Raw genomic sequence first — 12,968 nt, 5'->3', positions numbered from 1 at the left:
AGCAGCAAGAGGTCGGGCTGGCTCAGCAGGAGGCGGCACAGGGCCACGCGGCGCCGCTCGCCGCCCGACAGCTTGGTGACGTCCGCATCGCCCGGCGGGCAGCGCAGCGCGTCCATGGCGATGTCGACGGTACGCTGGAGGTTCCAGCCGTCCACCGCGTCGATCTTCTCCTGGAGCTCGCCCTGTTCGGCCAGCACCTCGTTCATCTCGTCGTCGGACAGCTCCTCGGCAAAGCGCGCCGAGACCGCGTCGAAGCGGTCGAGCAGTGCCTTGGTCTCGCCGACACCCATCAGCACGTTGTCCAGGACGTTCTTGTCCGGGTCGAGCTGCGGCTCCTGGGCGAGGTAGCCGACCTTGGCTCCCTCGGCGAGCATCGCGTCACCGCTGACGTCCTGGTCGATCCCGGCCATGATCCGCAGCAGGGTCGACTTGCCAGCACCGTTGACGCCGAGCACGCCGATCTTCGCACCCGGCAGGAACGCCAACGTGACATTCTCGAGGATCTTCTTGCCGCCTGGAAAGATCTTCGAGAGATTCCGCATCACGTAGACGTATTGGTAGGATGCCATGCACCGCTCCGGTTGAGAAACGTACTGGAAGGGGAATTCGACGAACGCGCGCCGTCTACCATGTGGTGTCGCAGGGCGGAAGGTGAAGCGCTTCCGCTAGTTCGCTGTGGCTTGTTCGCATTCTAGGTTGGCCGGAGGACGCCATACCGACCTGCAAGGAGCCAATGCCGATGACAGCCCCGGCGACGGCGGAGGATAAACGCATCCTGGTGGTGGATGACGAGCCCAACATCGTGATGTCGCTGGAATTCCTGCTGCGCAAGGCAGGCTTCCAGGTGGAGACCGCGCGCAACGGGCGGGAAGCGCTCGACGCGCTGGATCGCGAGCCGCCCGACCTGCTCCTCCTGGACGTGATGATGCCGGAGTTCGACGGCTATGCCGTGTGCGAGCGCATCCGCCAGGACAAGCGCTGGGACCGCACGCGGATCGTCATGCTGACGGCGCGCGGGCGCGAGTCCGAGCGGGCGCGTGGCCTGGCGCTGGGTGCCGACGACTATGTGACCAAGCCCTTCTCGACGCGGGTGCTCGTCGAGCAGGTGCGCGCGATCCTGGGCGTGGCCTGAACCCTTGCCCTACGTACCGCCCCGCCGTGATCCGCTAGCCCGGGCGACCCGCACCCAGCGGGCCGGACGGCAAATGGTCGCGATCGCCATCGTCACCTTCCTCTTGCTCATGCCGCCGGTGTTCGAGCTGGTGGACCGGCTGGCGCCAGGGTGGCTACCGGCCTGGATCGGCCTCGTCGTGCTGGCGGCCATCGCCCTGGTCGCCAGGACGGCCGAGCGGGCGCCCGATCCCGGCTTGGCCGACCGGACGGCGGAGCCGCCTGCATGATCGGGCAGATGCTGTTCGTCCCGCTCCTGGCCCTGGCCTATCTCGCCTGCATGTTCGCGGTCGCCGCGTATGGCGACCGGGCCGCGCGCCTCGGCCGGAGCCTGGGCGGGCCCTGGACCTACACGCTGAGCCTGGGCGTGTACTGCACTACCGCATCCTATTTCGGCGCCATCGGCGTAGCCATGGAAGGGGGACTGGCCTTCCTGCCGATCTTCCTAGGCCCGGTGATCGCGATGTTCCTGAGCCCGCTGGTCCTCTACAAGATGCTGAGGATCGCCAAGGCCTACCACATCACCTCGATCGCCGACTTCCTGGCGGCGCGCTATGGCAAGCGCTCCAAGCTCGGCATCCTGGTGAGCTGCATCGCGCTGATCGGGGTCGCCCCGGCCATCGCGGTGCAGCTCAAGGGCGTCGCCACCTCGATCCATCTCCTGAGCTGGGGCAGCGTGCACGAGGGCGCGCCGTTTCTCGCCACCGACACGGCGCTCTACGTCGCGCTGGGCCTGGCGGCGTTCACCATCCTGTTCGGCACCCGCCAAGTCGACGCCACCGAGCGGCACCAGGGCATGGTGCTGGCGGTGGCGTTCGAGAGCGTGGTGAAGCTCGTGGTGATGCTGGCCGTGGGCGGCTACGTGCTGTTCTGGCTCTATACGGGGCCCTCCGACCTCGCCGCCCATGTCGAGGCGGCGGGCCTCGACCGGCTGCTGACCTTCGACGGCACCGGCATGTCCGGCACGGACTGGCTCCTCATGACCCTTGTCGGCGGGCTCGGTTTCATGTTCCTGCCCCGCCAGTTCCAGGTGGCGGTGGTCGAGAACCAGGATCCCGGCCATCTGACGCGGGCGTCCTGGGCACTGCCCGCCTATCTCCTGCTCTTCCTGCTGTTCGTCCTGCCGTTGGCGCTGGCCGGCATCCTCCAGGAGGTGCCGGTGCCCGACCTGACCATCCTGCAGCTGCCGCTCGACCATGGTGCCTACGCGCTCGCGGTGGCGGTGTTCCTGGGCGGGCTGTCGGCAGCGGCGGCGATGGTCGTGGTCGAGACCATCGCGCTGGCGACCATGGTCAGCAACGACCTGGTCCTGCCGTTTCTCCTGCGCACGGGCTGGCTCAGCGTCGCCGCCTCGGCCGATCCGAGCCGGCTCCTGCTCCTGATCCGGCGCCTAGCGATCGTCCTGATCGTGCTGGGAGGCTACCTGTTCTACCGCCTGGTCGGCGCCCACCTGACGTTCATCGAATTCGGCGTGCTCAGCCTGCTCGCGGCTGCGCAGTTCGGCCCGCCCATCCTGTTCGGGATGTACTGGCGCGACGCCAACTGGATCGGCGCCCTGATCGGGCTGTGCCTGGGTTTTGCAGTGTGGTGCTACACGCTGCTCCTGCCGGCCTTCGTCATGGCCGGGTTTTTGCGGCGAGGAGCTGCTGACCCGTGGTCCGTTCGGCTTCGAGCTGCTCAACCCGCACAGTCTGCTGGGCTTCCAGGGCCTGACTCCCGCGGGCCACGCGATCTTCTGGTCGCTGCTGCTCAACTTGCTGGGGCTGGTGCTGGGCTCGCTGCTCGGCCACGCGACCGGGCTGGACCGGAACCAGGCCGAGATGTTCGTGGATGTCTGGTCACGGGCGGACGCCACCCGGATGTGGCGCGGCGAGGTGCGGATCCGCGACCTGCGCGACATGCTCCAGCGGTTCGTGGGTGCGGAGCGGACCGCCGAGCTGTTCGCAGCCGATGCCCGGCGCCTGGGCGTGCGCCTGCCGCTGGACGGCCGCGCTGACGCCCGGCTGGTCCAGACCGCCGAGCGCCAGCTCGCCCGCGCCGTCGGCTCGGCCTCGGCCCGGGCCTTGATCGGCTCGATGGTCAAGAGTGAGAGCATCGGCTCGCGCAACGTCATGGAGATCCTGGACGAGACCTCGCAGCTCATCCGCTATTCGCGTGAGCTGGAGCGCAAATCGAGCGAGCTGGAGCGGGCGACCCAGGACCTGCGGGAAGCCAACCGGCGCCTGCGCGAGGTCGACCGGATGAAGGACGACTTCATGGCGACGGTCAGCCACGAGCTGCGCACCCCGCTCACCTCGATCCGAGCCTTTTCCGAGATCGTGCGGGACAACCCAGACCTCACCGAGGAGGAGCGCGAGAACTTCCTGGGCGTAGTGACCCGTGAGACCGAGCGCCTCACCCGGCTCATCAACGACATTCTGGACCTGTCCAAGATCGAATCCGGGCGAATGCAGTGGCGCACCGCGGCCGTGTCGCTATCCACAGCCGTGCGCGACGCGGTGGACAGCGTCACCCCGCTGCTGGACGAGCGCAAGGTCAGCCTCACCCTGGATCTGGGCCGCCACGGCCTTGCCGTGCAGGCCGACCCAGACCGGCTGGAGCAGGTGCTGATCAACCTGATCAGCAATGCCTGCAAATTCGTTGCGGTGGGCAAGGGCCGGATCCAGGTCGTGATCGCCGAAGTGGGTGATCAGGTCGAGCTGCGGGTGGAGGACGACGGGCCGGGCGTGCCGCCGGAAGAGCGCGAGGTGATCTTCGGCAAGTTCATCCAGCTCGGCGACCGGCTGACCGCCAAGCCCGAGGGCACCGGCCTCGGCCTGTCGATCAGCCGGCAGATCGTGGAGGCATTCGGTGGCACCCTGCGGGTTGAAACATCCCGGCTGGGCGGTGCCGCCTTCGTCGCCACGCTCAAGACCGCGAAGCCGGCGGTCGACGCGGCCGACGCCGCCGAATAGCCGGGTCAGGCGGCGGTCGGCACCGTGCTGGCCAGTGACCGGCCGATTAGCCGCGCCACCTCGATCGCCTGGCTGCGGATGTCCGGCACGGAAGTGATTTCCCAGAACGCGCCGCGCACCACCGGTCCTACTCCGAACAGACCCGGCACCACCTGGCCCGCAGCGTCGATCATCATGCTGCTGGTGGTGCAGTCCAGGCCGAGCCTGGCCCCGTCCGCCCGCACCGTGCCCGATGCCAGTAGCTGGCGGATCAGCGGGTCGTCCACAGCGGCCAGGTCGACCGCGGTGCCGGTGCAGTTGATCACCCGCTGCACTTCCAAGGCGAGGCTCGCCGCGGCCCCGCGCGGCCGGTAGGTGACCAGCGCCCCGCTCGACCAGGGCCCGGACGGTTCAAGCGCCTCCAGCCGGCCGGCATGCAGCACGAGCCGGCCTTCTGCCTGCAGCCGGTGGATCCGCTCGGCGACCTCCGGGGCTGCGCGGTGGCGGTGGACGTCCCACCAGGGCCGCAGATGACGCACGAAGCGGCGCCGGTCGGCGGGGCTCAGCTCCTGCCACAAGAGCTGGCTGTGCGGGCGCAGGGCGTCGATCGCCGACCGCCAGCCGAAGCCCGCGACCTGTGCCCGGGTGATCTCGCGCCGCACGGCGCGGGTCAGGCTCACCAGGGAACGACGGTCCTCCGCATCGAGAAGGAGGCCGGCATAGGCCGGTGCCGGCGCATGGGTACGCGGCAGGAGCCCGCGCCGGGACAGGGCATGGATGGTGCTGCGAAAGCCGCGGTCGACCAGCCGGAGCACCACGTCGATCATGGTCAGCCCGCTGCCCAGCAGCAGCACTGGATGGTCCCGGTCGATCTCCTCCACCGCCTCCGGCTGCCAGGGATTGTCGACGCAGCCGGCATAGGGCAGGGGGGCAGGCGGGAAGTTGCCGGTCGCCAGCACGGCGATGTCGGTTTCCAGCGAGCGCCCGTTCCGGGTCGCCAGGTGCCAGCGTGTGCCGTGGCGCACCAGCCTGGTGGCCTGCTCGTTCAGGATGGTGAGCCGGTCGGCATGCCGGCCGGCGCGCAGCACGGCGGCCAGCTGGTCGCGCACATAGCGGCCATAGAGCCCGCGCTGGACGAAGGTACCGGCCGCGCCCGCCTTGGCGCCTTGGTGGCGCTCCTCCGCGGGCAGGCGGTCCAGCCAGCGCAGCAGGTGCTCGGGCTCGTCCGGGAAGGCGCTCATGTTCTCGGCGCGCACGTTCAGGAGATGGCTTGGCTCGGCCGTGGCGAACGCCACCCCGCGACCGAGCTGCCGCTCCCGCTCGATCAGGACCACCCGGTCGTCGCCGCGAAGATGCTGCAGGAGATGGATCGCGCAGATCGTGCCGCTGAAGCCGCCGCCGATCACCGTGACGGTGCGGCCAGCGCCGCTGCGGGCTGCCATTCGCCGTCCCATGGCTGGTGCTCCCTGTTGTCGCCTGGATAGGGCAGGGCGAGGGCGGTGGCGGGTGACGCCAGCCCTGCCGGCTCCATCGGCGTGGTCGTTGCCGGAGCACAGCATGTGATAAAATCGATAAAAATTATAGATTATTTTTGCCTGCAGTCACTGCCAGGCCGCCGCCCGCAGCGGTCAGATCGCGAAATCCTCCGTCGTCGCCGCCGGGCCCACTCGGTCGCGCATCTGCGCCAGCGTGGTCCGGTCCAGGACGTCGGCCATCGCATCGCGGACGCTCTGCATCAGGATGCGCACCGAGCAGGTCTCGACGTCACGGCAGTCGTCGCAGGGCTGGTTGCCCTTGCGCCGGGCGCACGGGATCGGGGCGATCGGCCCGTCCAGGGTGCGCACCACGTAGCCCATGCGGATCTCGGAAGCGGGGCGGGCCAGCATGAAGCCGCCGCCCGGCCCCTTCTTGCTGCGCACGAAGCCCGCCTTGCGCAGGTCCAGCAGGATGGTGTCCAGGAAAGCCTTGGGAATTCCGTTCGCTTCCGCGATCTCGGCTGCCTGGGTCGATTTTCCTTCCGGCAACTTCGCCAGATGGACCATGGCCTTCAGGCCGTACTTGCCCTTGTTGGTGAGCACGCTCGTTCCAGAATGGCGGCTTGCCGCCAAAACCATAATTCCGGTCAAGTAACTCGAATGCCATCCACACATCAATGCCCCGAACGCTCCGCAGAGCCACAGGGGGCGTGCGATAGCCCCGGATCATGGCACAACTGGCGCTATTGTTGACAAAAATGATTAGCTATATCAGCTTCGCTAGGCGGAGGGGCTGGCGCGGTACGGAGCGGCAGGCGGCCCCCTGCTGGAACAGGCCGCGCCGCCAAGGGTGGCCGCGCGGCAGAGGAGAGCGAGATGACCAAGCTCAGCCGGCGTCACGCAACGGGGGCGCTGGTGGCCGGGGGTGCAGCCCTGCTGGCGCCGTTTGCCGCGGTCCGGCCCGCCCGGGCCGCCACCGAGATCCTCAACGTCTCTTATGATCCCACCCGCGAGCTCTACCAGGAGTTCAACCAGGCTTTTGCCAAGGCCTGGCTGGACCAGACCGGCGAGGAGGTCACGGTGCGCGCCTCGCATGGCGGCTCCGGCAAGCAGGCACGTGCGGTGATCGACGGGCTGGATGCCGATGTCGTCACCCTGGCGCTGGCCGGCGACATCGACGCCATCGCCGAGCATGGCGGCATGATCGCCAAGGACTGGCAGCAGCGCCTGCCCCACAACAGCACGCCCTACACCTCGACCATCGTGTTCCTGGTGCGCAAGGGCAATCCCAAGGGGTTGAAGGATTGGGGCGACCTGGTCAGGGACGACGTCCAGGTCATCACCCCCAATCCCAAGACGTCCGGCGGGGCGCGCTGGAACTACTTGGCCGCCTGGGCCTGGGCGGAGCAGCAGCCGGGTGGCGACACCGCCAGTGCTGAACAGTTCGTGGCCGAGTTGTTCCGGCACGTGCCGGTCCTGGACACGGGGGCGCGCGGCTCCACCACGACCTTCGTCCAGCGCCGGCAGGGGGACGTGCTGCTGGCATGGGAGAACGAGGCGTTCCTGTCGCTCGCCGAATTTGGCGCCGACAAGTTCGAGATCGTGGTGCCCTCGCTCAGCATCCTGGCCGAGCCGCCGGTCGCGGTGGTGGACGGGGTGGTGGACGCCAAGGGCACGCGCAAGGTGGCCGAGGCCTACCTGAACTATCTCTACGCCCCCGAAGGCCAGCGGATCGCGGCGAAGCACTATTACCGCCCGCGCGAGCCGCGCCATGCCACGCCCGAGGACATCGCGCGCTTCCCCGAGCTGCAGCTCGTCACCATCGACGAGGCGTTCGGCGGTTGGTCCAAGGCACAGCCCCTGCATTTTAGCAATGGCGGCGTGTTCGACCGCATCTACCGGGGCGGCTGAACCGCCCTCACCCGCGGGGCGGCCGGGTGCTCATGCGCCTCCGGGATCCAGCCGCTCCGCCTGCTCCGCCCGCTCCGCGGCAAAACCCTCCGCGATGCTCTCCTTGGCCTCCTCGTGATCGGCCGCCGACGGTTCGTCCTGGGCCGGCGCTTGCGCCTGCTCGGCGTCTGGATCGAAGCGCAGGCGAACCAGCACGGGGAAATGGTCCGAGCCGACATGGCCCAGCACCCGCAGCTCGACCAGCCGGAAGCAGGTGTCGTGGAACACGTGGTCGAGCGGCCAGCGGGCGAACCAGTAGTCGGCGTGGAAGGTGGGATAGAGGCCGCGCCCGGCCCGCGGGTCCAGCAGCCCGCTGATCCGCTGGAACAGCCGGGTGGTGTGCGACCAGGCGACGTCGTTCAGGTCGCCGCAGACGATGGTGGGCCCGCCGTCCTGTGCCACCTGCTCGGCCACCAGCAGGAGCTCGGCGTCGCGCTGCTCCACGTCGTTGTCCACCTGCGGCGGCTCGGGATGGACGCAGTGCAGGTGCACGAGCTGGCCGGAGCGCAGCCGGACCATCGCGGAGATCGACGGGATGTCCTGCGAGACCCGGTCCTGGACCGTCACCTCGGACAGCGGCAGGCGGGAATAGAGCAGCATGCCGTAGGTGTTGTCCAAGGGATGCAGCACCCGGTGCGGGTAGGCGGCTTCCAGCGGGGCAAGCTGCTCCTGCCACCACCGGTCGGTCTCGACCACCAGCACCAGGTCTGGGTCGTGCCGGCGGACTTCGGCGAGGAACCGCCCGGCGTCGCGGTTGGTCTGCAGGATGTTGGCGATCAGGACGCTGACCATCCGGTCCGAGCCGTCCGCCACCGCGTCCTGCACCTGCAGGGGCGCCAGCCGCGTGTAGCGCCAGATCTGGGCGAGCTGCCAGGCGAGGCAGGCGAGCGTGGCCACCAGGATCAAGACGCCCGCCGGTGCCAGCTCCAGCAGCACGAGCTCGGCCACCGCCATGACCGCCAGCCACACGGCGAGCTGCAGACGCGGATAGTCCCACACCCGCACCCACCATCTGGGCGTGCGCCAGAGCGGCAGCACCGTCAGCGCGATCGGCACGAGCGCAAGTGTTCGCACGAGCCAGTCCAGCCATGCCATCGCGCGCTACTGCCTCCCAAGCCTGTCCGTCATGCCTATCCGGCATAGGGCAAGAACACCACCGTCCCGCAGCGGTTCAGGGTGCGGCGCAGACGATCCGCAGCGGCTGTGCCGAGATCGCGAGGCGCAGTGCGGTCGCGGCCACCGGATCGCCGTCCAGCTGGAGATGGTCCACCACCGCCAGCTCCCAGCCGGCCGTCCGCAGGTGGCGCACGCCCGGCCAGCGATGGAGCTGACCAGTGGCCAGCGCCAGCGCATAGCCCAGTGCTGCCAGCCGGCCGGACCGCTCGAACAGCACCAGATGCAGATGCGGCTCGTCGAGCCTGGCATCCGCGGCGCTGACGAAGGATCCGCCATAGAGCCGGCAGCGGGCCGCGATCGCCGACACGGCGCGGTGCCGGACGCCGTCGACATGCAGCTCGTGGTGGACCGGCTGCCAGCGCCACCACAGCCTCGCTGCGGCCAGCAGGTAGGCGAGCTGGCCCAGTCGGCGCTTGGTATCCGGCGAGACGGCCGCCACCACCGCCGCGTCGAAGCCGATTCCGGCCATCAGGAGAAAGGCGCGCCCGTTCGCCAGGCCCGGCCAGACCTGGGCGTAGCGGCCGGCCGCCACCATGCGCGCGACCTCTTCGGCCGAGCCGCCGATCCCGAGCTCGCGCGCCAGCACGTTGACTGTGCCGGTCGGCAGGATGGCCAGGGGCAGGTCGCTGCCGAGCAGGCCGTTGGCGGCTTCGTTGATCGTGCCGTCGCCGCCGGCGGCCACCAGCACGTCCGGCCGGTCCGTGCTCTCGGCCGCCTGGCGGGCCAGATGCTCGGCCTCACCCACGGCGCCAGTTGCCCGGACTGTTACCACGATGCCCCTGGCCTCAAGGGCCTCTGCGAGTGCCACCACCTTCGCGCTGCGCCGCCGGCCGGCCGTGGGATTCTGGATGATCTGCACCCGCAGGACCCGCTCCAGGGTGGCGGTTGCGGCCAGGGTCATGGCGGCGGCTCCTCGCGGCAGGGCAGCCCGAACCAGGAGGCGAGCATGGCGATCATCAGCCAGGCGAGCGCCAGTGTGGCCAGGCTGTGGCTCAGGAAGTGAGCACCCTTTGCCATCTGATATGCCGCCATCACGCTGCCCGCGGCAAGGCCGAGGCCGACGCCGGCGATGCGCCAGGCGCGCTGGCCGGACAGCCAGCCCAGCGACAGCAGGGCGAAGCCGCCCGACGCATGGCCGGCGGGGAAGCAGCGGCCAGGCGAGCGTTTGGCTTCCGGATGGAAGCCGAACGGCGGCACGTGGCGATAGCGCCCGCCGAACTCGGTCGTCTGGCTCGGGCAATAGACGTCGGTGACCTGCTTCAGCCGGTTCGCCGCGGTCGGCACCAGCGCCAGGCACAGGAGCAGGAAGACCAGCTCGCGCCGGATGCCGCGCAGGCCGCGTCGCCAGAAGCCGAGGAGGAGCAGCAGGCTCAGCACGACGCCCAGGATGACCAGCGCCACTTTCGGTCCGTCATAGAACAGGCGGCGCGACCAGGGTGCTTTCGCGTCCACGAGCCAGCCGGCCGCCGGGTCGTGGAACCAGTGCTGCAGGGCGACGTCCAGGGGGGACCAGCTCAGCAGCAGGGCCAGGAGCAGGAGCAGGATGGGCGGCAGGGCCGGGCGCAGCCAGGCCGACCATGGCGTGGGCGAGGCCGTCGATGCCGCGCCGGTCATTGCCCGAGCTCGTGATATTGATGGCCGTAGAACATGCGGTGCGCGGTCTGGGTCACGGCGATAGCCTCGGTCGCGAGCGCCGGGTCGGCCGGCACTGCCTCGCCCAGAGGGGCAGGGCCAGCGATCAGGCGATAGCCGGTCAGGTCCTGTTGCGGCCCCAGCACCACGAGCTGCCCATGCCGACCATAGGCGACCGAATAGTTGTGCGCCATCGCCACCCGCCCTTCGCCCGGCGGGACGCGGCGCAGGTCGAGGCCGAAGAACGGGCTGTCATAGCTCCAGCCGAGCAGGCCCAGCAGGGTCGGCGCCATGTCCAGGCTCGATCCCAGAGTGGCGTCGCGCCTGGGTGCCACCAGGCCGGGCGCATAGAACAGCAGGGGCACGCGGAACCGTTCCACCGGCACCTGAGCCGCACCCGCGACCCTCGGGCCATGGTCACCGACGAACACGAACACGGTGTCCTCGAACCAGGGACGGCTCCGCGCGCGCTCGATGAAGTCGGTGAACGCCCAGGCGGCGTAGTGCGCGACATTCTCTTTCGCTCCCATGGCCGGGTCCGGGCGCACCGCTCCGGAAGGGAACGTGTAGGGGCGGTGGTTGGAGACGGTCAGCATGCCCATGAATACCGGTTGGCCGCTGGCCGTGCTCCGGTCCAGGCGATGGAGCGCCTCGGTGAACAGATACTCGTCCGCCACGCCCCAGATGGTCGAGAAGCCCTGGTCGGCGATGTCGCTCTGGTCCAGCACCTCGTCGAACCCCGTGGTCGACCAAAAATGCCCCATGTTGTCGAACTCAGCCTGGCCGGCATAGAGGAACGCGGTGCGGTAGCCGTGCCGCTTCAGGAGGAAGGGCAGGGAATTCATGCCCTCCGAGCCCGAGCGCCTCGCGGTGGAGATGCCAGGGATCGGCGTGAAGCTGGTGAGCAGCGCCTCCAGGCCTCGCACCGTGCGGTCGCCGGTGGCATAGATGTTGGTGAACAGCAGGCCGTCCTGCGCCAGCCGGGCGAGCTCCGGGGAGATCGAATAGCCCCGCCGGTTGTCGAGCCCGTCCAGATAGGTGCTGCCGAAGCTCTCCTCGATCACCAGCACGATGTTGGGCCGCTTGGTCCGGTCACCATTCGCGACATGGCGCCAGAGGCTGCGCCCGCCCGCCGGGCCGGGCTCATCCGGGCTGAGGAAGCGGGTATTGTCCTGCGCTACCGAAGCGCGCAGCGTCCGGACCGCGGTGCGCTCATCGACGGTCGGATAGAGACCGTCATAGTCGGTGTCGTTGGTCAGAAGGGCCTGGAACAGGCTGCGCAGCCCGTTGTCCGCCACCTGGGCCACCTCGCGGTCATGACCGAGTGCCACCGGACCGTGCTCGAGGACCGGCAGCGGGAGGAGCAGGGCCAGCGCGCCAATGCCGGCCAGGGCCAGCCGACGGCGGCGGGAAAGGGGGCCGGCGATGGCCGCCGCCAAGGCCGGACGGACCAGGAGGTAGAGGCAGCCGCCTGCGACCGACACCAGCGGCAGGTAGAGCGATAGGTCGAAGCTCTCGCCGATATTGCCGATCACCTCCTTGGGAAAGATCAGGTAGTTGACCGCGATGCCGTTGAAGCGGCTGTCGAACTCGTTCCAGAAGAACAGCTCGGCCACTGCGCAGAACACGAGCGCGGTCACCAGCGCATAGCCAAGCAGATGGGCGAGCCAGCGGCCGAACCGGCGGCAGAACAGCGGCTGCAGCAGGAGGAAGGCCAGGAACAGGAGGAACGTGAGCCAGAGGCCGACCGCCAGGTCCTGGCCGATGCCGGAGAACACCGCCGCCAGCAGGGCACCGCCGTGCCCGGGCTCGCCGGCCACATGGACCCAGACCGCCAGCACCACCCGCACGAGGCTGGCGAGGGACAGGAACAGTGCCAGGCAGGTCAACCACAGGCGCGTCTCGGCGGTGAGCGGACGCTGCAATAAGGTGGCGCGGCCGGCGCGCACCTGGAAGGAACCGATCATCGGGAGCTTGCACCCTCGGGGAAACGTGAAATTCCCCAATGCTGATCGCCGCGTTGGCTGACCGGAACCTGACGGCGTGCCATGAGAACGCGACCGGCCTTCCAATCGTGACCGATGACATGAGGATCCTTCTAATCGAAGATCATCCGACGCTGCGCGAGGTGGTCCACGATCACCTGACCGGGCGGGGCTTCGTCGTGGACGCGTTCGCTGGCGGTCAGGACGCGCTGGCCGCCGTGGAAGTGGTCGGGTACGACGCCATGGTCCTTGACCTCGGGCTGCCGGACCTGGACGGCCTGGATCTCCTGGCCGGGATCCGCGCCCGGGTCGGCTGGGCGCTGCCGGCGCTGATCGTCACCGCGCGCGACGCCGTGCCTGACCGGATCCGTGGGCTGGACGCTGGGGCGGACGACTATCTGGTCAAGCCCTTCGACCTGATGGAGCTGGAGGCGCGGCTGCGCGCGGTCCTGCGGCGGCCTGGCGACCGCAGGACGGAGCTGCTGAGCCTCGGCCGTCTGCAGCTGGACCGGGTGCGGCGGGAGGCCAGCGTAGGCGGCGTGCCGCTCGCGTTGCAGCGCCGCGAGCTGGCTCTCCTGGACCAGCTGCTGCGCGCGGATGGCCGGGTGGTGGTGCGCGACCTGCTGGAGGAACGGCTCTACGGGCTG

Annotated in this window: 13 protein-coding genes; 6 read left to right on the top strand and 7 right to left on the bottom strand. The window is 69.4% G+C overall.

Going from position 1 to position 12,968, the window contains the following annotated elements; genetic code table 11:
• Positions 1-569 (bottom strand): ATP-binding cassette domain-containing protein (locus EQG76_RS16150; RefSeq protein ID WP_159715271.1); only part of this gene is annotated, 569 nt, incomplete at its 3' end.
• Between the two features lie 170 nt (positions 570-739).
• Here EQG76_RS16150 and EQG76_RS16145 point away from each other — a divergent pair.
• From EQG76_RS16145 to EQG76_RS32255, 4 genes are all read left to right on the top strand, one after another.
• Entirely contained in the window at positions 740-1,132 is a 393-nt protein-coding gene (locus tag EQG76_RS16145) for a response regulator transcription factor (RefSeq protein ID WP_159715270.1), read from the top strand.
• Between the two features lie 73 nt (positions 1,133-1,205).
• On the top strand, positions 1,206-1,400 hold the full coding sequence (locus EQG76_RS16140) for a hypothetical protein (RefSeq protein ID WP_159715269.1): 195 nt from the start codon (positions 1,206-1,208) through the stop codon (positions 1,398-1,400).
• Positions 1,397-3,166 (top strand): sodium:solute symporter family transporter, encoded by a 1,770-nt coding sequence (locus tag EQG76_RS32260; protein ID WP_235031398.1) that lies wholly within the window; start codon positions 1,397-1,399, stop codon positions 3,164-3,166. Before EQG76_RS16140 ends, EQG76_RS32260 begins: the two co-directional genes overlap by 4 nt.
• A complete protein-coding gene (locus EQG76_RS32255) occupies positions 3,069-4,124 on the top strand; it encodes a sensor histidine kinase (protein ID WP_321573472.1) in 1,056 nt (351 codons plus the stop codon). The genes EQG76_RS32260 and EQG76_RS32255 overlap by 98 nt, the downstream gene beginning before the upstream one ends.
• Positions 4,125-4,129: 5 nt before the next feature.
• Here the strand turns inward: EQG76_RS32255 and EQG76_RS16130 are convergent, their stop codons facing one another.
• Together EQG76_RS16130 and EQG76_RS16125 are read right to left on the bottom strand one after the other, a co-directional pair.
• A complete protein-coding gene (locus EQG76_RS16130; RefSeq protein ID WP_159715267.1) occupies positions 4,130-5,545 on the bottom strand; it encodes an FAD/NAD(P)-binding protein in 1,416 nt (471 codons plus the stop codon).
• A 186-nt stretch (positions 5,546-5,731) separates the two neighbouring features.
• Positions 5,732-6,181, bottom strand: coding sequence for an RrF2 family transcriptional regulator (locus EQG76_RS16125; RefSeq protein ID WP_159715266.1), 450 nt, complete (start codon positions 6,179-6,181; stop codon positions 5,732-5,734).
• Between the two features lie 273 nt (positions 6,182-6,454).
• Here EQG76_RS16125 and EQG76_RS16120 point away from each other — a divergent pair, with 273 nt between their 5' ends.
• Positions 6,455-7,489 (top strand): sulfate ABC transporter substrate-binding protein, encoded by a 1,035-nt coding sequence (locus EQG76_RS16120; RefSeq protein WP_159715265.1) that lies wholly within the window; start codon positions 6,455-6,457, stop codon positions 7,487-7,489.
• A 30-nt stretch (positions 7,490-7,519) separates the two neighbouring features.
• Here the strand turns inward: EQG76_RS16120 and EQG76_RS16115 are convergent, their stop codons facing one another.
• From EQG76_RS16115 to EQG76_RS16100, 4 genes are all read right to left on the bottom strand, one after another.
• Complete coding sequence (locus EQG76_RS16115) at positions 7,520-8,623, bottom strand: endonuclease/exonuclease/phosphatase family protein (protein WP_159715264.1); 1,104 nt, start codon at positions 8,621-8,623, stop codon at positions 7,520-7,522.
• A gap of 76 nt (positions 8,624-8,699) precedes the next feature.
• Entirely contained in the window at positions 8,700-9,605 is a 906-nt protein-coding gene (locus tag EQG76_RS16110) for a diacylglycerol/lipid kinase family protein (RefSeq protein WP_159715262.1), read from the bottom strand.
• Positions 9,602-10,318, bottom strand: a complete 717-nt coding sequence (locus EQG76_RS16105; protein ID WP_159715260.1) for a phosphatase PAP2 family protein — start codon at positions 10,316-10,318, stop codon at positions 9,602-9,604. The genes EQG76_RS16110 and EQG76_RS16105 overlap by 4 nt, the downstream gene beginning before the upstream one ends.
• Positions 10,315-12,303, bottom strand: coding sequence for an LTA synthase family protein (locus tag EQG76_RS16100; protein WP_159715258.1), 1,989 nt, complete (start codon positions 12,301-12,303; stop codon positions 10,315-10,317). The genes EQG76_RS16105 and EQG76_RS16100 overlap by 4 nt, the downstream gene beginning before the upstream one ends.
• A 119-nt stretch (positions 12,304-12,422) precedes the next feature.
• On the opposite strand from EQG76_RS16100, the gene EQG76_RS16095 reads away from it, so the two are divergent.
• The coding region (locus EQG76_RS16095) for a response regulator transcription factor (RefSeq protein WP_159715256.1) at positions 12,423-12,968 on the top strand (546 nt) is incomplete at its 3' end.

This window comes from Geminicoccus flavidas, assembly GCF_009806515.1.
Lineage (GTDB): Bacteria > Pseudomonadota > Alphaproteobacteria > Geminicoccales > Geminicoccaceae > Geminicoccus > Geminicoccus flavidus.
Note: the sequence above shows the minus strand (reverse complement) of the source record. Positions and strands in the feature narration are given on the sequence as shown.